Raw genomic sequence first — 18,780 nt, 5'->3', positions numbered from 1 at the left:
GATGTAAAGTTTATGGAGCAGCAGTTATTTATAGAATGAGCATAGAGAGGGTTTTTTACTATGAAAAAAACATTAATTTCGAATGGTATTTTTATTTCTAATAAGGAAGACAAAACATCCATTAAGGGCTGCATGGTTATTGAAGGCAGTCAGATTACATACATCGGCGAAGAAGTTCCGGAACCGCAAGAAAATTATGATGAAGTGATTGACGGTACGAATAAGTTGTACATGCCTGGTCTTGTGAATACACATGGTCATGCCGCGATGTCACTGTTGCGCGGATATGGTGACGACTTAGCGCTGCAAGTGTGGTTAGAAGAAAAAATGTGGCCGATGGAAGGGAAATTCACTTCTCAGGATGTCAAATGGGGAACTCGGTTGTCGATCCTCGAAATGATCAAAGGTGGAACAACGACATTTGTCGATATGTATGACCACATGAATGAAGTCGCACTAGCCGTTCAAGATTCTGGTATGCGCGGCGTATTGACCCGCGGAGTGATTGGTCTATGTCCGCCAGATGTACAAACAGCTAAGCTTATTGAAGCGACGGAATTCGCAAAGAATTGGCATGGTAAGGCGGATGGCAGAATTACTACAATGATGTCGCCACATGCACCATATACTTGTCCACCGGATTATATCGAGCGCATTGTACAAGCTGCACATGATCTTAATCTTCCGATTCATACGCATATGTCAGAAACGCGACGTGAAGTCGAGGGCAATGTGGAGCAGTACGGTGCAAGACCCGTTGCTCACCTGGAAAAGCTAGGCGTGTTCACACGTCCAACGCTTGTCGCGCATGGCGTTCATTTGAACGATGAAGAAATTGCCATTCTCCAAAAGTATGATGTTCGTGTATCCCATAACCCAGGCAGCAATCTCAAACTTGCGAGCGGTGTTGCGCGTTTACCAGAATTACTGCGTGCAGGCGTTAAGGTTTCCTTAGGTACGGATGGCGCGGCGTCCAACAATAATTTAGATATGTTTGAGGAAATGCGTCTGGCTGCTTTGATTCATAAGGGAGTTACGGGCGATCCATTAGCTGTTCCTGCAAGGGAAGCATTGCAGCTAGGAACGCGTATGGGGGCAGAATCCATTTGGTTGGAAGACGTTGGTTTACTTGAGCCTGGCATGAAGGCAGACTTCATTGCACTGGATATTGATCAACCGCATTTCTTGCCTAAAACAGACTTTGTTTCTCACATTGTATACTCCGCTTGTGCGAAGGATGTCGTTGATGTATGTGTAGATGGCAACTGGATTGTACGTAAAGGTGAGTGTTTAACGCTAGATGAAGAGAAAATTAAACGTGAATTTGAACAATGTTTTGATAAACTAATTGGCTAATGCATAGGCTGAGTTTTTGGATTTGGGGAGGTGCGCGGCGTTCATGAATGCGAAGCGAACAATTACACTTGGCGTTTTTATTGTAGCAACGCTGGGTGTTGTTCTTAGCCGATTCTACCTCAATGTGCAGAACGAACACTGGGATGAGAAGCGTGTGGCTGTTGAGAAAGCCTATGAGGGCAGTATGATGACGAAGGCTTCGAAGGTAGATTTTTTCTACGGAGATGAGGCATTTCAGATTGTATATGGGGAAAATAAACTCGGACAAAGCTTAATTGCTTGGGTTTCCGATAAAGAAGTTCATACAGAAATGACGGAAGAAGCCTTCACCGCGGAGCAAGCACGAACTGCAGTTTTGAAGAAGGCGCCTAGCAGTCAAATTGAACGTGTTATGCCAGGCAAGTTGGGAAATGACTATGTCTGGGAAGTGTTTTATAAGACGAAGGATGATAGAGGTACGCGGTATTTCTATGATTACTATGCCTTCAAAGATGGATCTTTTCTAGATACGTATCGGCTCAGCCTTCAATAGAAGGTTGAGCTTTTTCTTTCTGAAGGAAGTGTTGTTTCGTGTTTCCACTGTTTACATAAGGTTGAGTGTATACTTAAGTGATATACTAATCGTATTGCTTTTGAAGCGAAAAAATATAGCTATACAGAAAGGTGGACGCCAATCCATGAAGATGAAGCTGCGCCTTTTACCTGTTATTTTGAGCGTGATTATTTCGGCCGGAGTACTTTTTGGAGGCTGGTTCGCCTATACAAGCTTTGCTATGGAAAATCCATTATCACATATAATTAGTAATGCACCGGGTGTTAGTAGCTCAACAATGAAGCTTTCTTCCAATCAAGTGAACATTGAATTGAGTTTAAAGTCTGACGCTAATTTACGAAATGTCGTGGAACAAATAAAGGAAGAAGGCGCCTCAATTATCGGGAATCGTTCTGTAAATATATCTGTAAAGAATCAATCGTCAGAGAAGCTTGACCAGTGGTGGTCCAAAGCATTATTTGAGGTGGCTCAGGCTATGGAAACGAAGCATTATGCGGATATTCCAACAATGTTACAGAAATTTGCAGATGGTGTACCTACAATGAAAGTAGATAGTGAAATGGACGAGCATAATGTGTACATTCGACTAACAGATGGTGATGCGACGAAATTTATCATGCTGCCAAGAATCTCCCAGATCGGAGTGTGGCCGAATGAGTAAAATATATAAGGAAATTGGTATCGGATTTATTCCTGTGTTACTTGTGTTTCTAGCTTTTCAAGGAATAAACGTGCTGCCAATCATATTCGTAAGTGCGCTTGGTGTTACGTTTTTCTATATGATGAAAACCCGCGGCGGTATTGGAGCTGCTGCAGGCGGCGGAGATCGAAAGAGCAAGAATCGGACGCCTTCTTTTTTGACATTTGATGAAATTGGCGGGCAAGATCGTGCGAAGAAAGAATTGATGGAAGCTCTGGATTTCTTGATTAAGCATGAGGAAATTAAGAAGCTAGGTATTCGTCCTTTGAAAGGTTTGTTACTAACAGGTCCTCCAGGGACAGGGAAAACCTTGATGGCGAAAGCATCCGCTCACTATACGAACTCTGTCTATATGGCTGCTTCAGGTAGTGAGTTTGTCGAGATGTATGTGGGTGTCGGTGCAAGCCGAGTACGTGATTTGTTTAAAGAAGCTAGAGCTCGTGCTGTCAAAGAGGGCAAGGATAACGCCATTATTTTTATTGATGAGATCGATGTGATCGGTGGTAAAAGGGAAGGCGGACAACAGCGTGAGTATGACCAAACCTTGAATCAGCTGTTAACCGAAATGGATGGCATTCATACGAATGATGCTCCGCGCATTCTCATTATTGCTGCGACGAATCGTAAAGAAATGCTGGATAGTGCATTATTGCGTCCTGGTCGATTTGACCGTCACATTGAGGTTGATCTGCCAGACAAGAAAGGCCGTCTAGCCATCCTAGCAATTCATGCCAAAAATAAGCCGCTTGCAGAAGGTGTAACTCTAGATCAAACAGCCGATCAAACCTTTGGATTCTCTGGTGCTCAGCTTGAAGGTGTGCTTAACGAGGCAGCTATTTATGCCATGCGTGAAGATAAGCCAGCGATTGAGCAGCCTCATTTGGCTTCGGCGATTGATAAGGTCATGATGGGTGAACGAACAGATAAGGAAACGGCCAATGATGAGAAAGAACGTGTGGCTTATCATGAATTGGGCCATGCTATTATTGCAGAGCTAGTTCGTCCAGGATCCGTTTCACAGGTTACCGTTAGTCCGCGAGGGAAAGCGTTAGGGTATGTGCGTCATAATCCGCCTCAGGATCATTATTTATATACGAAGGCTTATATCGAAGATCAGATTATGATTGCCCTTGGTGGTGCAGCAGCGGAAGAAATGATCTACGGCGGTCGAAGTACTGGTTCTCGTAACGATTTTGAGCAATCCCTTTCGATGGTTCGTAATATGATGGACGCTGGTCTTACCAGCTTAGGTATTATTGATCGTGAAATGGTGACGAAGGAACAGCTTATGAAAGAAAATGCGGTCATTTTGGATGCATTGATGCTTCGTACGAAAAAAATGTTAGAGGATCAACGTGGTGTGTTTGAACATTCATTTGCCATTTTGATGAAGGAAGAAGTGCTTTCAGGAGATACATTTAGAACCTTATTTGACGCCTCGGTGTCACAAAGTGCATAATAATGACCGTTGGCCAATTAGGCCAGCGGTTCTTGTCTTTACCACAAGCAGTAATTTTACATATACTTAGTAGTGTGAATGAGATGAGGAAGATGCAAGTAAGAAGGAGAAACAGGCTATGATGTTCAGAACAATTGGTGTAATTGGCGGAGGAACGATGGGCCAAGGCATTTCAGAAATGCTTGCAGCCCGAGGACTTGATGTCATGCTTGCCGAAAAAACAACTGAAAAGCTAGACCGAGCGATCGAGCAAATAACGGTCAGCCTTGATAAACAGATTGAACGATGGGCTTTGACGGAAGCAGAGAAGAAATCCATCCTCTCGAAAATTAAGCGAGCAGACTCGATTCAGGACATGGCGTCCTGCGATCTGGTCATTGAAACGATTTCGGAAGACTTGAATGCGAAAAAGCATATCTTTTTCCAGCTCAATCAAATCTGCTCGCCTCATATTATTCTAGCAACCAATACCTCTACGTTAAGTGTAACGGAGATTGCTGCAATAACGACACATCCAGAGCGTGTGATCGGCTTGCATTTTCTGCATCCGGTAGCGAAGGTAAATCTTGTTGAAATCGTTCGGGCGATGAAAACATCTGATGAAACTTATAACCATACGCGTCAGTTTATAGATGAATTGTTGCAAAAGAAGAGCATTAAAGTAAATGAATCGCCTGGTTATATAACGACAAGACTGATTTGCACTTTGATTAATGAGGCGCTACACACCTTATCGGAAGGTGTCGCTTCCGCGGAAGATATCGATCAAGCCATGCGCATTGGCTATGACTTCAAGCGTGGGCCGCTGGAGATGTGCGACCGCTTCGGGCTTGATGCTGTATTGGCAGCACTCGAAGGGATGTTCCGTGAATACGGCGATATCAAATATCGGCCCTCGTATTTGCTGAAGCAAATGGTTCGTGCGGGGCATCTTGGCGCGAAGACAGGAGAAGGCTTCTTCCGATACGACAAGGATGGTGACCGACTATGAATATTCTTGTGATTAATGCCGGCAGTTCTTCGGTGAAATACCAGTTGTATGATATGGAAAATGCGGCTGTGCTTGCCAAAGGCAGAGTGGAACGCATTGGGATGGATACGGCTATCCTCATACATGAACCAGCAGACAAACCAGAATTTCATAAGGTTGATGAAATTCTGGAGCATACAATCGCCATCCGACGCGTGTTGGATGTGCTTGTCCATCCCGAGCATGGCGTGTTGACAGCCATCTCGCAGATTGATGCTGTCGGTCACCGTGTCGTCCACGGCGGCGAATCGTTCAAGAACTCCGTCCTCGTCACCGACGAGGTGAAGAAGGAGATCCGGCGTCTCTTCGATTTGGCGCCGCTGCATAACCCGGCGCATATGCTTGGCATTTCCGCGGTAGAGGCGAACATGCCTGGCGTGCCGCAGGCTGTCGTCTTCGACACCGCCTTCCATCAGTCGATGCCGGCGAAGGCCTACCTGTATCCGGTGCCGATGGCGCTCTACCGGAAGCACAAGGTGCGCCGTTACGGTTTCCACGGTACGTCGCACAAGTATGTCAGCGAGCGTGCCGCAGCCTTTCTAGGACGCCCGCTGGAGCAGCTGAAGCTCATTACCTGCCACATCGGTAATGGTGCTTCCTGCGCCGCTGTATTGGGCGGCCAGTCGGTTGACACGAGCATGGGGTTGACCCCGCTCGAAGGTTTGATGATGGGCACGCGCAGTGGCGATCTCGATCCGGCCATCGTGCCCTATGTGATGGGCAAGGAGGATTTGACGATCGGCGAGGTGAGCTCCATGCTGAATAAGCATAGCGGCCTGCAGGCGATCTCGGGGATCTCCAGCGATATGCGGGAGATCGTAGAAGCGATGGAAGCGGGCGATAAGAACGCTGGCCTGGCTTTTGAGATGTATGCGTATCGCCTGCGCAAATACATCGGGGCTTATGCTGCAGCGATGAATGGCGTCGATGCGATTGTCTTTACGGCAGGTGTAGGCGAGAATTCTGCGCCATTGCGTCAAGCGGTATGCGAGGGCCTAAGCTTTCTTGGAGTTGATTTGGATGGGGAAGCGAACACTCAGGGGAGAGGCATGGAGAAGCGAATTACGAAGCCTGGCTCAAGGGTTGAAGTGCTTGTGATTCCAACGAATGAGGAATGGGTTATCGCTCAGGATACGTATCGTCTCGTTCAATCGCAGCCAGACTGATTCTTTCGTGGAAATAGTGAAATAGTGTACAATAGAGAAGATCTTCAGTTCCAGAGAGGAAGGATATCCATATGAAAAGTACAATAGGTGAAGTTAAAGATCATGTCGGCGAGTCAGTCACCATCGGCTGTTGGCTAAACAAGAAACGCTCAAGCGGTAAAATTCAGTTTTTGCAGCTTCGTGACGGGTCGGGATATATACAAGGTGTAGTGGTTAAAAGTGAAGTGAGTGAAGAGGTGTGGGAAGCAGCTTCTAAGCTAACTCAAGAGAGCTCATTGTACATAACGGGAAAAGTAAAGGAAGATACGCGCAGTAAAGGCGGTTTTGAACTAGATGTGACTGGTGTAGAAATCATTCAAGTCACTGAAGAGTATCCGATTACACCGAAGGAGCACGGCGTAGATTTCCTTATGGACAATCGTCATCTGTGGATTCGGAGCCCGCGTCAGCGTGCGGTACTTGTGATTCGCGCAGAAATTATTAAAGCCATACAAGCATTCTTTAATGACCGCGGCTTTCATTTGGTGGATCCGCCGATCTTGACGCCATCTTCTTGTGAAGGAACGACCAACTTGTTCCACACGAAATATTTCGATGAAGATGCGTTCCTGACGCAAAGTGGACAGCTATACATGGAAGCAGCAGCTATGGCGCTAGGCCGCGTATATTCTTTCGGTCCTACTTTCCGTGCGGAGAAATCGAAGACGCGTAGACATCTGATCGAGTTTTGGATGATCGAGCCAGAAATGGCGTTCGTGGATCACGTGGAAAACCTTGAAGTACAGGAACAATTCGTTTCGCATATCGTGCAAACCGTTTTGGCCAATTGCCAGGCAGAGCTGGAGACATTGGAGCGGGATACGTCGAAGCTGGAGAAAATAAAAGGCAGTTTCCCACGTATTACGTACGATGAAGCTGTTGACTATTTGCAAAAAAATGGGCATGAATTCGCATGGGGTGAGGATTTCGGAGCTCCGCATGAGACAGCGATTGCCGCTCAGTATGAGACACCAGTCTTTATCACACACTGGCCGACAGAGATTAAAGCGTTCTACATGAAGCCTGATCCTAGTCGTCCGGAAGTCGTGCTCTGTGCCGATATGATCGCGCCAGAAGGCTATGGCGAAATTATCGGGGGCAGTCAACGGATCGATGATCCTGAATTGATGGAGCAGCGTTTCAAGGAGCATGAGTTATCCCAAGAGGCTTACCAATGGTACTTGGATCTTCGTAAATACGGCACTGTGCCGCATTCCGGTTTTGGTTTAGGTTTAGAGCGTACAGTTGCTTGGATTTGCGGCTTGGATCATGTGCGTGAAACGATTCCGTTCCCACGTTTGTTATACCGTCTGTACCCTTAAGTAGTGGCATTGTCCATGGGGAGAAAGGGGATCGACGCATGAGTGCTCAAACGAATACACAGATGAAGATTGAAGCGATCCTGGTGAACAGCTTTTTGGAGGGGAGTGTCGCGGTACCGAGTCTTCTTCTCAAGCATTACCGTGCGCTGCTTTTGAGCGAAGTTGACGTTATGACGCTTATCCATTTCATTTCTTTTATTGAAAAGGATAGAAACACCTTCCCGACGTTAGACGAAATTCAGGAGCGAATGTCAGCTTCACCCGATGCGGTGATTGCCAGTGTTCAGAAGCTGATTCGCGAGCAGTTTATCACGATCGACGAGGATACGCACGAAACAACAGGCTTTCGAAGTGAGCAGTACAACCTAACGCCGCTCTATAAGAAATTAGCCAAACGCGTTGCGGAGCAGCAGCTTAAAGAGTTGGCTGAGGTGGCTGCGCAAGCGCAGGCTCCGTCCGATGACCGTGTGAAGAATATCTATTCCACGATTGAAAATGAATTCGCAAGACCTTTGACGCCAATGGAACTGGAAACAATCAGCAATTGGTTAGATAAAGACATGTACAAAGAAGAGCTCATCATGACGGCTTTGAAAGAAGCGGTATTTGCCGGAAAAGTCCATTTCCGTTATATTGATCGCATCTTGCTCGATTGGAGTCGTAATCGTGTTTCAACGGTGGATCAAGCCAAAGAATATTCGCAGCGGTTCCGCCAGACGAGATAGCTTAGTAAAAAACGCCTAGTTGTTCACTCCGTAGGGAGGGAGTAATGGGCGTTTTTTTTCTTTCTCGGTGTGGTACAGCGCTTACCCCGACCCCTAACCCTCGCGGCCCCGTTTGCCTCCCCACTACGTAGATACGGAACGAGAGGACGCTATTTGAGTTAAAATAGTCAATACAAAAAAGTTGCGGAACCAGGTTCCTCTATTTCGCCAATAACGCAAGAAATGCGCTGAAATTTAACGAAATAGCGGACTGACGTTCCACAACTTTAAGGAAAAAGCTGATTCTAGGGAAATAGCGGAACCACGTTCCGTAACTGCAGGGTAGTAAGTCCGCGGTTAATCGTGGAGTTGATTATTTATGCAGCAAATGCGAGCGGTACACATATTCGAATAAAAATTCGAATGCCTCAAGATGACGCTTCGCCTCAAACGCATTGGCGCCCCAAGCGTAGATCCCGTGCTTACGAAGTACGATACCCGGAATACGAGGTACAATTGCACCTTCGACTAGCTCAGCAATGCGCGGAATTTCCGCATAGTTCGGAAGAATTGGAATTTCAATTTGAGCTTCCTCGTCCCAGATGTTAAAAGCTTTGATCAACTCAACGCCATCAACTGGAATGCTCCCACGCTCCCCATACAGCTCGGAAACTAAGTTGTTGAAGATGGTATGCACATGGAAAATAGCGCCTGCGCCTGTTAAGCGGTAAATCTCACTATGGATTAATGTTTCAGCTGAAGGCTTCAGGCTCGTAGCTTCTGTTGGCAAGCCTTTCTCATTAACGAGAAGGAAATCCTCGGGTGTTTGGACGGATTTATCTCTACCGCTAGACGTGATAGCGAAGGTGAAAGAACTCGGCTCAAAGCCGCCAACTCGCACAGATAAATTACCGCTTGTCGCAGGAAACCATCCACGCGCCGCTAGATTAGCCTTAATGTCACGTAAGTCAGCGAATGCACGCTGTTTTTCTTCTAGTAAAATACTCATTTGACCGGTTCAGCCTCCAATTGCTTAATAATATCGAAGAATGTTTCGAAGGGGTGGTAGGCATAGCCGAGTTGATCACAACGCTCAATAAGATGTGATCTGGCAAAAATCGTATCCACAAGCTTAGCACCTTCAAAATCAGTGATGCTGTCTCCGATAATAATTCGCTCATACCGTAGGGGATCATAGGACCGAATGATGCTTGTTTTACACATGCCGCAATCGGTTACGCAATGGGCATCACACGGATTCGGCCATAGGATCTCGATGGTTTCCCCATCGAAAGAGCTGGCATTGCAATAAATATGATTCTCAGGTATCGCGAACGCGCTAAGCAGCGGGTAAATAAAGAAGTCGATGCCTCCGCTTGTGATCAAAAGCTTGATTCCTTGCTCCTTGCAGTAGGAGACAAACGCTTCAAAGCCATCGCGAATCGTTGCATTATGAATGGCATAGTCGACAATCTCAGCTTTGCGTGAGGTAGGCAGCAGGGCGAACATCGCCCCAACGCCTTCACGAATGGAGATCTGCTGTGTCACGATTTGCTCGACGATGCCTTCCCAGCCTTCTGGATTGAAGTGCTTCATAATGGCTACGATGTTATCGTTAACGGTGATTGTACCGTCAAAGTCACAAAAGATAATACGTTCCTTGCTCATTCTCGAATCCCCCATGTGTCAATAGCAGATTGTAGCTCTGGATGTGTTAGGGCGTAGTCGCGCAGGGTTTTCCCTTGTAGAGTTGCGTCGATAGCTTGACGGAAGGCTTGTCCGCCAGCGATAGTTCCCATCGGGTGACCGTGGATACCGCCACCAGCGTTCACGATAACATCCTGCCCGAAATCACGCAAAATGAGTGGAACTAGACCAGGATGAATACCCGCGGACGGAACTGGGAAGCTTGGTGCCAATTTCAATGCAGCATCAGACGGAGCCTGATAAGTGTAATCTTTACGCAAATCCTGCGTTAGCAGCGCGTGCTTAATGGCTAAATTCTCTTCCTTCGGCATCACAACGGAGCCGTATGGGGAAGGGAAAAGCACCAAATCAGCACCAGCAAGACGCATTAGCTTGCCTAGAAGGACAGAAGGCGAGATGCCGTAATGCGGTGACGGGTAAGTGGCGCCAGCTAAAGCAGGATGAGCCATGATCGGAATGTTAATGTCTGGATCCGCGCTTAGTTCATGCAGAACATCAAAGCCGTAAGCCAATACATTGAAAAGTAAGGCATTTGCACCAGCCGCAATTGCTTTCTTGGCTTGGGCAGCGAGTTTAGAGGTTGATCCTGTCAAATTTACTGCATAGAGCAGCTTTTGACCCGTTTCCTTCGTCGCTTGCTCGGCTGCTTCAAGACAAATAGCAATTCGTTTCTCCATCGGTGTTAACGGATTTTCGAATAAAATCTCGTCGTCCTTAATGAGATCGACGCCACCAGCGGCTTGTAAGTAAAATTGCTCGCGAAGCGCCGGCAACTCGTATCCGACAACGGACTTGAAGATGCTCATAAGCAACGGTCGGTCATGTACGCCAAGAAGATCACGAACACCTTGCATCCCAAATTTCGGGCCAGGGAACCCGGCGAGGAAATCGGATGAGAAGGCGAGGTCGATCAGTTTGATTTTGCCATCCATAGACAGCTTGCCGAATACCGTCACTAACAGTGCAGGAATATCCCTGCTATAATTCACATCTGGATAAGAGATAGTCATATCCGCATAGCGGCCCGACGCAGGCTCACCTGGAGCAGGCTCGTGGACTTCAACGGAAACGACTTTGCCTAAGTGCTTCTCCATAGAAGCCTTCTGCGCCTCAGGCAATTCCGTCCAACTGCCAACGGTAAGACCAACGGCAATGCCTGTTGCTTTTTTATGAAAATCGGCTTTCTCATCGAAACTCCGATAGGTAGCTAAACAATAGGAACTCATAACGAACTTTCACCTGCTTTAAGTAGAATTCATACTAACTTGTAAATTGAAAAAGTGGATTAGACCGATTTGCCTACCGTACTGGTTGTAGCAATTTGCTCGCCCATTTCCTTCGCGCGTCTTGCGGAATGGAACACAGCTTGAGCGACAGCTTCGCTGAATTGATAACGATCCAAGGCTTCAATCGAAGCTTGCGTAGCTCCATTAGGCGACGTAACTTTGCGGCGTAGCTCCGCAGGATCTTCCTTCGTATGCTGCACCATGTGTGCGGCTCCGAGAAACGTTTGAAGTGTTAATTGCTTCGCATCTTCTTCCGATAGACCGCCTTCGATCCCCGCTTTAATCATCGCTTCCATGAAATAATACACGTACGCAGGACCGCTTCCAGAGACGCCAGTAAGAACTTCCAACTTATCTTCATCGACAATCGTGACCGTTCCCACTGCTTCAAACATTTGGATAGCAAACTGCTTGAATGTAGCATTAACCTTAGTGGAGAAGCTCATTCCTGTTGCGCCTAATCCAATCGTGGAAGAGGTGTTAGGCATCGTACGAACGATCGGCATATTGGTTTCCAACAGCTTTTCAGCTTTGTCGATGGACAAGCCAGCAATGACCGAAATGAGCAGTTGTTTTTCGTTCAAAAGAGGTCGAAGCTCAGCAAAGGCAGTTTCCACATCTTTAGGCTTCATGCAAAGCACAACAACGTCGGCTTCGCGGATGAAAGTATCTTTCTTCTCAGAATCCGAAGTTGCTTGCAGGCCGTATTCCGAGCGGAGAAAAGCTAATCTATCTTGATTGGAGCGATTCATCATATACACATGCTGCGGATTTGCGACTCCCGTCTGAATCAATCCTCGGACGATGGCTTCCGCCATAGAACCTGCGCCAACAAAGGCAATTTTTGCTTGTGATAACATCGTGGACATCGGGCATTCCTCCTTAGTATATACGGCTTATTCGCGTATTTGTCCGCTTCCGTAGACGCGGTATTTGGTTGAAGTTAGCGCAGGCAGCCCCATAGGACCACGTGCGTGAAGCTTCTGTGTGGAGATGCCGATCTCTGCTCCGAATCCAAACTCAAACCCATCGGTAAAGCGCGTCGAGGCATTATGGTACACCGCAGCTGCATCCACTTCCTGTAGGAATTTCTCTGCACTGGCAGCATCTTCCGTTACGATGCATTCGGAATGCATCGTACCATAGTCACGAATGTGGGCTAGTGCCTCATCTAAATCCTTGACAACTTTGATAGATAAAATATAATCTCCGTATTCCGTTCCCCAATCGGCTTGTTCAGCAACCAGCATACTTGGAACTAAGCTTCTTGCACGCTCGTCACCTCGTAGTTCAACATGGACGCCTTGGAACGCTTCGGCAATCGCTGCTAGGTGTTTCTCGGCAATGGCTTCGTGTACAAGCAAGGTTTCCATACTGTTACAAACAGAAGGACGCTGGGCCTTCGCATTTATTCCGATACGAACAGCCATATCGAGCTGTGCACTTTGATCTATAAAAGTATGACATACCCCTGCGCCTGTTTCAATGACTGGGACAGAGGCGTTATTGACAACATTTTGAATAAGTGAGTGACCGCCACGTGGAATCAGCACATCAATGAGGCCATTCAGCTTCAGCATTTCATCGACGGAGCTGCGATCCGCACTTAGAATTAATTGCAGGGCGTCAGCCGGAAGGGACGACCGCTCTAGAGCGGAATGTAATACCTCCACAATTTTCTCATTCGAAAATAGGGCAGAGGAGCCGCCACGCAGCACAACTGCGTTGCCTGTCTTGAGACATAAACCTGCGGCATCGACCGTTACGTTCGGTCTAGCTTCATAAATAATACCGATGACGCCTAGCGGTACACGGATTTTGCGAATCCGCAGCCCGTTCGGGCGGTCAATCGACTCGAGCGTATCCCCAATCGGATCAGGAAGCTCTGCAATTTGACGAAGGCCTTCTGCCATCGCCGCAATGCGCGCTTCGTTCAACGCGAGACGGTCAAGGAGAGAAGCGCTGGTGCCTAGCTCTTTGCCACGCTGCAGATCCTTGCTATTAGCTTCAATAATCGCTTGCTGCTCCGTAATTAGGGCATCTGCCATAAGAAGCAAGGCTGCATTCTTTTGTTCGGTTGTGAGATTGCCCATTACTTGGGCAGCATGCTTGGCAAGCTTGGATTTACTTATTACTTCACTCATGGGAAGACCTCCTAGTTGAAAAAGGATTGGCAATGCGCTAACAATTGTTCCACGTTAAGCTCATAAGCAGCGCCGGTAAGGCGTTCTTTACATTCGACAATACGTTCGTTCGCTTTCTTACCAACGGTTAGTCGTAATGGGAAGCCTAGTAAATCGGCATCATTAAATTTCACGCCAGGACGTTCCTCGCGATCATCCCAGAGGACAGAGTAGCCTGCGCGAGTTAATATTTGATACAGTTCTTCAGATAATTTCATCTGAGCTTCATCAGCAACATGTACGGTTAAAAGATGAATCGCAAACGGGGCGATAGTATTTGGCCAAATAATGCCTCGCTCATCCTGATGCTGCTCAATGACGGCAGCCAAGACACGCGACACGCCGATTCCATAGCAGCCCATAATCATCGACTCGGAGAGCCCATTCTCATCGGTAAATGTTGCGCCGAGGGATTCACTATATTTGGTGCCGAGCTTAAATACGTGCCCGACTTCAATACCCTTGGCAAACGCGAGATCATGACCGCAGTGGGTACAGCTTTCGCCTTGACCAACATTGCGAACATCAACATAGGTGATGTCAGGCAGATCTCGCTGAACGTCCACATGCTGAAGATGGTAATCCTCTTCATTGGCGCCGACCACAGCATTCGTTAGGCCTCTAATCGACGTATCTGCAATTAGTTTGACGGTTGATAGTCCAATGGGACCAATAAATCCAGCGATAGAACCCAGTGCAGAGATGTCGGCTTCAGAGAGCATCGTGACTTCTTGACCGCCAAGAACCTGCTTAAGCTTGATCTCATTGATTTCGAGATCTCCTCTTACAAGCACAATGACAGGGGCACCATCCGCTTGAACGGCGACAGATTTGATGATTTGCTGTGGTTCAATGTGAAGGAATTGGCTTAATTGTTTGATACTTGTTACGCCTGGCGTTTGAACTCTGATCGGAAGTGAGTTAGGCTTGTCGCTCGGTGATGATGCACCTGCGTTAGAGATGATTCCAGATGCTTTCTCTAAATTAGCCGCATACTGACAGGATGGACAATGTACGATCGTATCCTCGCCGACTTCTGCCAAAGCCATGAATTCATGCGTATCCGTACCGCCAATGGCACCGGAATCGGCTTCAACGGCACGGAATTGCAAACCGCAGCGTGTGAAAATGTTGACATAAGCATCAAACATCGCTTGATAGCTAGCATCGAGACCGCTTGCTGAGCGATCGAAGGAGTAGGCATCCTTCATCAGGAACTCACGGCCACGCAGCAGGCCGAATCGTGGTCTACGCTCATCGCGATATTTCGTTTGAATTTGATAGAGCGTAACGGGTAGTTTTTTATAAGAATGAATTTCGTCTTTGACTAGAGTAGTGATGACTTCCTCATGTGTGGCACCTAGTGCAAACTCGCGACCATTGCGGTCTTCCAGTCGCATCAATTCGGGACCATAGACATCCCATCTTCCCGATGCTTTCCATAATTCGGCAGGATGAAGAGCGGGCATGAGCATTTCTTGCGCGCCTGCGCGGTCCATTTCTTCCCGCACAATCGTTTGAATATGTTGGAGGGCCTTGAAACCCAAGGGTAAGTAGGAATAAATACCACTGGACAGCTGACGAATCAGACCTGCTCGCAGCATCAGTCGGTGACTGGCCGCTTCGGCATCTCCCGGTACATCTCGTAATGTTGGATTAAGTAATCGTTGTTGTCGCATGGTAAGGGAGATCCTCGCTTTCTATCTATTGCTATCGTTAGGTCAAAGGCACCCATTCATCTCGGTGGATGACTTCAATGCGTGACACTTCGACACGTTTCTGGACTTCGTCGGTGGATAGGCCTGCGGCGGCTTGCACTTGCCAAGCCGCATAATTGACGACGCCGCGGCCTAGCAGCGTACCTTCACTGCATATCACCTCGACGACGTCGCCGGGGTGGAAGTCGCCAACCGCTGCCGTGATGCCAGCGGGGAGCAGGCTCTTGCCACCGTTGATCAGGGCCGCTTTGGCGCCTTGATCAACGATGATTTGCCCTTGAGGCAGCGAGTGGTAGCCGACCCACTGCTTCTTGACCGGCAGATTGTTCAGCGCCGTGTCAAAGTACGTGCCCTTGCCGGTTCCGTTCACGGCAAGGTTTAGATCATCGGGCTCAAGCACGCGCCCGATGAAGACCGGCACGCCCCCGCGCATCGCGATGCGGGCGGCCTCGACCTTGGAGCGCATGCCGCCGGTGCCGACCGCGCTCCCTGAGCCTCCAGCGAAGCTGAACAGCTCATCGCTGATGGCGTCTACGCGATCAATGCGCTGCGCGTTCGCGTTTTTGCGTGGATCGTCCGTGTACAGGCCGTCCATATCGGTAATGATGATCAATTTGTTCGCTTTGACCAAATTGCCTACTAATGCCGACAACGTATCGTTGTCGCCGAATTTCAATTCATCGACGGAGACGGTATCATTCTCGTTAATGATCGGGACGACGCCGCGCTGCAACAGCTCGTCGATCGTCATCATCGCGTTCTGAACGCGCTTGCGGTTGGAGAAATCGTACCGAGTTAGCAGAATTTGCGCCACGCTTACGCCGTGGGACGCAAATGCTTCATGGTACGCCTGCATTAAGAGCGCTTGACCGACGGCTGCGGCGGCCTGCTTCTCGTGCAACACCTTGGGCCGCGTGCGGTAGCCAAGGGAAGTGAAGCCTGCGGCTACTGCGCCGGAAGTCACTAGCAGCACTTGGCTGCCGCTGCGCTGCAATTGCGCTAGCTCCGACGCAAAAAAACGTATTTTATCCGGATTTAGGCCACCAGTATCTGATGTTAACGAGGAGCTGCCAATTTTGACGACGATTCGCTGAGTCATATTCATCCCATCCTTCGGTTTCCAACTATGTAGATACAAAAAAGACTCCCGTCCTCAAACATAAGGACGAAAGTCTGTTGCTTCCGCGGTACCACCTTAGATTAGCGCACACCGATGGCGACATGAGCTCAACTCTATCCCTGTATAACAGTAGGGCTCTGTTCAACTCATCGTTGACGGTTCAGGGGCGGGTTCGGATTCGGTTCACGGCAAGCTCTCTCAGTCGGTGGAGCTTACTCCCTGGTTACGTGCGGCTCGATTCGTACTATTCCCATCATAACATTGCTGTTTGGAATTTTACCACATAAGAAAGTATAAATTTTCGGTTTCCGAAAACAGCTTTCTTATTGGCGATAAAACCTGCCTCTAAACGCGGTCGCTCATCTCTGAATGGCATCGATAGAGGTTTTCTCAATTCTATCTAGAATAGCATGGTACGCGAGACTTTGTAAAGAAGGAAAAGCCTTGATTCGTATGGATTTAACTAAAATAATTTCAACTTCCCAATCCGTTGCACTGCTTCAGCCAATCGTTCCTCGGAAGACAGGAGGCCTAGTCGGACATAACCTTCACCATGCGTTCCGAACCCAACCCCCGGCGCTACGACAACTTTAGCTTCTTCCAGAAGTAAATCGGCTAGACTTTGTGACGAATGTCCTTTCGGTACAGGCAGCCATGAGAAAAACGATCCTTGCGATGGCTTAGCGTTCCAACCAATGCCTGCAAGTGCTGTATACAGTACATTACGACGGCTTTCGTATACATCTCGAAGTTCTGTCACACAGTCCTGGGACGCGGTCAATGCTGTCGCAGCTGCTACTTGAATGCCGCCGAACAATGAGCAATAGTAGTGATCCTGCATCAAGTTGATGAGACGGATCACCTCATTGTTACCTAAAGCAAAGCCTACGCGCCAGCCGGCCATGTTGTACGTTTTGGATAGCGTATAGAACTCAATACCTACTTCCTTGGCACCTGGCGTTTGCAAGAAAGAGATAGGCTTCTGACCATCAAAGCCAATGGCCCCATAGGCGAAATCACTGGCTACAACGACCTCATTTTTTTCAGCGAATGCAACTGTTTCTTCATAAAAGGAAGCGGGAGCTGTCGCGCCTGTTGGGTTGTTCGGATAATTGATGAACATCAATTTCGCACGGTCGAGGTCAGATTGCTTCAATTGTGAATAGTCAGGCAAAAAGTTATTTTCTTCCCGCAACGGCATGAAAGCCATCTCGGCACTTGCAAGTGCTACCCCAGACCAATAGTCTGGATAACCGGGGTCAGGAACAAGGCAGACATCGCCTGGATTCAATAAGCATTGGGCAATTTCGATGAGACCTGTTTTACCGCCGAAAAGGATCGCGACTTCCGTATCCGGATCCAGATCAACATTATGATCTTCCTTATAGCGCTGTGCGATCGCTTGTTTCAAGAAGGGATAGCCGCTGAAAGGAGGGTATTTATGATATAAAGGATTGGCCGAAGCTTCTTGAATCGATGTCACAATATGCGGTGGCGTCGGGCGATCTGGATTCCCTTGACCTAAATTAATGACGTCATGGCCAGCGGCGATTTGTGCGTTTGCTTTACCAACGAGCGTTGCGAAGAATTGTGTTGGCAGGCCCTTCATTCTTTCAGCTGGTTGTATGGTAAAACGAGAGGATGTTGAAGATATGTTTGTCACGGTTTAATTCACACTCCGAAGGTCGGGATTTTAATGTATACCCTAAATGTAACATGATTAATCTTTTTTTCATAGTCGATGAAGATATTCGATTGTACATCATTTTGCCTGTGACATACAATGAAGTCATTCAAGTACTAGGGAGATGATTGAGGATGTCGGATAACACGCAAGTGGCGGATGTGTTTCTGCAGGAATCGATTCGAGCTTTTCAGAGTATGAAGAAGTTGGCGGATAAAGCTTTTGCTCAAACAGAGGATTCATTTTTCTATCAGACAATAGATGAAGAGTCGAATTCTCTTGAGGTGCTCATCAAGCATATGCATGGGAATATGTTGTCCCGTTGGACTGACTTTTTAACCTCCGATGGGGAAAAAGAGACGCGAGATCGCGATGGCGAGTTTGAGACGGAAAACCTTTCTCGTTCAGATCTGATTGCCCTTTGGGAAGAAGGCTGGCAGGTTCTCTTCGCTACACTTCACGCGCTGACCTCCGATGATGTGCTCTCTCATGTGCGTATTCGTGGCGAGAGTCATACGGTGCTGCAAGCCATCCAACGTCAAGTGTCTCACTATGGGTATCATGTCGGACAAATTGTATTGCTCTGTAAGCATTGGTCTTCTCAGGATTGGCAAACACTGAGTATTGCTAGAGGTCAGTCTAAGCTTTTTAAACCGAACGTGTAGCGAACAAGTACAAGTGCATGTTGAGTTAGACACACATTTCGACTAGTATGTACACATATAGCATTTTTCTTTGACTGGAAGGAGCTTT

The 18,780-nt window shown here is 47.7% G+C and carries 17 protein-coding genes; 9 read left to right on the top strand and 8 right to left on the bottom strand.

All coding sequences use genetic code 11. The annotated features are described in order from the left end of the window. The first annotated feature begins 60 nt into the window (after window positions 1–60). From AC1DVJ_RS15060 to AC1DVJ_RS15025, 8 genes are all read left to right on the top strand, one after another. On the top strand, window positions 61–1,356 hold the full coding sequence (locus AC1DVJ_RS15060) for an amidohydrolase (RefSeq protein ID WP_477592002.1): 1,296 nt from the start codon (window positions 61–63) through the stop codon (window positions 1,354–1,356). A 43-nt stretch (window positions 1,357–1,399) separates the two neighbouring features. Further along, on the top strand, window positions 1,400–1,888 hold the full coding sequence (locus AC1DVJ_RS15055; protein WP_477592001.1) for a cell wall elongation regulator TseB-like domain-containing protein: 489 nt from the start codon (window positions 1,400–1,402) through the stop codon (window positions 1,886–1,888). Window positions 1,889–2,033: 145 nt separating this feature from the next. Continuing rightward, the gene (locus AC1DVJ_RS15050) at window positions 2,034–2,570 is read left to right on the top strand and encodes a hypothetical protein (protein ID WP_477591999.1); all 537 of its coding nucleotides are present in this window, start codon (window positions 2,034–2,036) and stop codon (window positions 2,568–2,570) included. After that, window positions 2,563–4,068, top strand: a complete 1,506-nt coding sequence (locus AC1DVJ_RS15045) for an AAA family ATPase (RefSeq protein ID WP_477591997.1) — start codon at window positions 2,563–2,565, stop codon at window positions 4,066–4,068. The genes AC1DVJ_RS15050 and AC1DVJ_RS15045 overlap by 8 nt, the downstream gene beginning before the upstream one ends. 118 nt (window positions 4,069–4,186) lie before the next feature. Further along, window positions 4,187–5,059, top strand: a complete 873-nt coding sequence (locus AC1DVJ_RS15040) for a 3-hydroxyacyl-CoA dehydrogenase family protein (RefSeq protein WP_477591995.1) — start codon at window positions 4,187–4,189, stop codon at window positions 5,057–5,059. After that, window positions 5,056–6,264 (top strand): acetate kinase, encoded by a 1,209-nt coding sequence (locus tag AC1DVJ_RS15035; protein ID WP_477591993.1) that lies wholly within the window; start codon window positions 5,056–5,058, stop codon window positions 6,262–6,264. The genes AC1DVJ_RS15040 and AC1DVJ_RS15035 overlap by 4 nt, the downstream gene beginning before the upstream one ends. Before the next feature lie 65 nt (window positions 6,265–6,329). Beyond that, complete coding sequence (asnS, locus tag AC1DVJ_RS15030; protein ID WP_477592099.1) at window positions 6,330–7,625, top strand: asparagine--tRNA ligase; 1,296 nt, start codon at window positions 6,330–6,332, stop codon at window positions 7,623–7,625. A 38-nt stretch (window positions 7,626–7,663) separates the two neighbouring features. Continuing rightward, on the top strand, window positions 7,664–8,350 hold the full coding sequence (locus AC1DVJ_RS15025) for a DnaD domain-containing protein (protein WP_477591991.1): 687 nt from the start codon (window positions 7,664–7,666) through the stop codon (window positions 8,348–8,350). Window positions 8,351–8,702: 352 nt separating this feature from the next. On the opposite strand, the gene mtnB is transcribed toward AC1DVJ_RS15025, so the two are convergent. The 8 genes from mtnB to AC1DVJ_RS14985 form a co-directional block, all read right to left on the bottom strand. Next, window positions 8,703–9,338 (bottom strand): methylthioribulose 1-phosphate dehydratase, encoded by a 636-nt coding sequence (gene mtnB, locus AC1DVJ_RS15020; protein ID WP_477591989.1) that lies wholly within the window; start codon window positions 9,336–9,338, stop codon window positions 8,703–8,705. Further along, complete coding sequence (locus AC1DVJ_RS15015; protein ID WP_477591987.1) at window positions 9,335–9,997, bottom strand: 2-hydroxy-3-keto-5-methylthiopentenyl-1-phosphate phosphatase; 663 nt, start codon at window positions 9,995–9,997, stop codon at window positions 9,335–9,337. Before AC1DVJ_RS15015 ends, mtnB begins: the two co-directional genes overlap by 4 nt. Next, complete coding sequence (locus AC1DVJ_RS15010; protein WP_477591985.1) at window positions 9,994–11,262, bottom strand: 2,3-diketo-5-methylthiopentyl-1-phosphate enolase; 1,269 nt, start codon at window positions 11,260–11,262, stop codon at window positions 9,994–9,996. The genes AC1DVJ_RS15015 and AC1DVJ_RS15010 overlap by 4 nt, the downstream gene beginning before the upstream one ends. A 59-nt stretch (window positions 11,263–11,321) precedes the next feature. After that, a complete protein-coding gene (gene proC / locus AC1DVJ_RS15005; RefSeq protein ID WP_477591983.1) occupies window positions 11,322–12,191 on the bottom strand; it encodes a pyrroline-5-carboxylate reductase in 870 nt (289 codons plus the stop codon). Between the two features lie 27 nt (window positions 12,192–12,218). Continuing rightward, complete coding sequence (locus AC1DVJ_RS15000; RefSeq protein WP_477591981.1) at window positions 12,219–13,466, bottom strand: glutamate-5-semialdehyde dehydrogenase; 1,248 nt, start codon at window positions 13,464–13,466, stop codon at window positions 12,219–12,221. Between the two features lie 11 nt (window positions 13,467–13,477). Then, on the bottom strand, window positions 13,478–15,184 hold the full coding sequence (locus AC1DVJ_RS14995; RefSeq protein WP_477591980.1) for a proline--tRNA ligase: 1,707 nt from the start codon (window positions 15,182–15,184) through the stop codon (window positions 13,478–13,480). Window positions 15,185–15,221: 37 nt separating this feature from the next. After that, on the bottom strand, window positions 15,222–16,322 hold the full coding sequence (gene proB / locus AC1DVJ_RS14990; protein ID WP_477591978.1) for a glutamate 5-kinase: 1,101 nt from the start codon (window positions 16,320–16,322) through the stop codon (window positions 15,222–15,224). A gap of 484 nt (window positions 16,323–16,806) precedes the next feature. After that, window positions 16,807–18,006 carry an aminotransferase class I/II-fold pyridoxal phosphate-dependent enzyme gene (locus AC1DVJ_RS14985; protein WP_477591976.1) on the bottom strand — a complete coding sequence of 400 codons (1,200 nt, stop codon included), beginning with the start codon at window positions 18,004–18,006 and terminating at the stop codon, window positions 16,807–16,809. 155 nt (window positions 18,007–18,161) lie between these two features. On the opposite strand from AC1DVJ_RS14985, the gene AC1DVJ_RS14980 reads away from it, so the two are divergent. Then, window positions 18,162–18,692, top strand: a complete 531-nt coding sequence (locus tag AC1DVJ_RS14980; protein ID WP_477591974.1) for a DUF1572 family protein — start codon at window positions 18,162–18,164, stop codon at window positions 18,690–18,692. The last annotated feature ends 88 nt before the right edge of the window (window positions 18,693–18,780 follow it).

The sequence above is a fragment of the Paenibacillus sp. P4_A9 genome (assembly GCF_056402415.1).
Note: the sequence above shows the minus strand (reverse complement) of the source record. Positions and strands in the feature narration are given on the sequence as shown.

Coding starts and splice junctions, on each gene's coding strand:
- AC1DVJ_RS15055 (WP_477592001.1), top strand. CDS start 1,400: ATGAATGCGAAGCGAACAATTACACTTGGCGTTTTTATTGTAGCAACG.
- AC1DVJ_RS14995 (WP_477591980.1), bottom strand. CDS start 15,184: ATGCGACAACAACGATTACTTAATCCAACATTACGAGATGTACCGGGA.
- proC (WP_477591983.1), bottom strand. CDS start 12,191: ATGTCCACGATGTTATCACAAGCAAAAATTGCCTTTGTTGGCGCAGGT.
- AC1DVJ_RS15035 (WP_477591993.1), top strand. CDS start 5,056: ATGAATATTCTTGTGATTAATGCCGGCAGTTCTTCGGTGAAATACCAG.
- AC1DVJ_RS15060 (WP_477592002.1), top strand. CDS start 61: ATGAAAAAAACATTAATTTCGAATGGTATTTTTATTTCTAATAAGGAA.
- AC1DVJ_RS15010 (WP_477591985.1), bottom strand. CDS start 11,262: ATGAGTTCCTATTGTTTAGCTACCTATCGGAGTTTCGATGAGAAAGCC.
- AC1DVJ_RS15040 (WP_477591995.1), top strand. CDS start 4,187: ATGATGTTCAGAACAATTGGTGTAATTGGCGGAGGAACGATGGGCCAA.
- proB (WP_477591978.1), bottom strand. CDS start 16,322: ATGACTCAGCGAATCGTCGTCAAAATTGGCAGCTCCTCGTTAACATCA.
- AC1DVJ_RS14980 (WP_477591974.1), top strand. CDS start 18,162: ATGTCGGATAACACGCAAGTGGCGGATGTGTTTCTGCAGGAATCGATT.
- AC1DVJ_RS15045 (WP_477591997.1), top strand. CDS start 2,563: ATGAGTAAAATATATAAGGAAATTGGTATCGGATTTATTCCTGTGTTA.
- AC1DVJ_RS15000 (WP_477591981.1), bottom strand. CDS start 13,466: ATGAGTGAAGTAATAAGTAAATCCAAGCTTGCCAAGCATGCTGCCCAA.
- AC1DVJ_RS15050 (WP_477591999.1), top strand. CDS start 2,034: ATGAAGATGAAGCTGCGCCTTTTACCTGTTATTTTGAGCGTGATTATT.
- AC1DVJ_RS15025 (WP_477591991.1), top strand. CDS start 7,664: ATGAGTGCTCAAACGAATACACAGATGAAGATTGAAGCGATCCTGGTG.
- AC1DVJ_RS15015 (WP_477591987.1), bottom strand. CDS start 9,997: ATGAGCAAGGAACGTATTATCTTTTGTGACTTTGACGGTACAATCACC.
- mtnB (WP_477591989.1), bottom strand. CDS start 9,338: ATGAGTATTTTACTAGAAGAAAAACAGCGTGCATTCGCTGACTTACGT.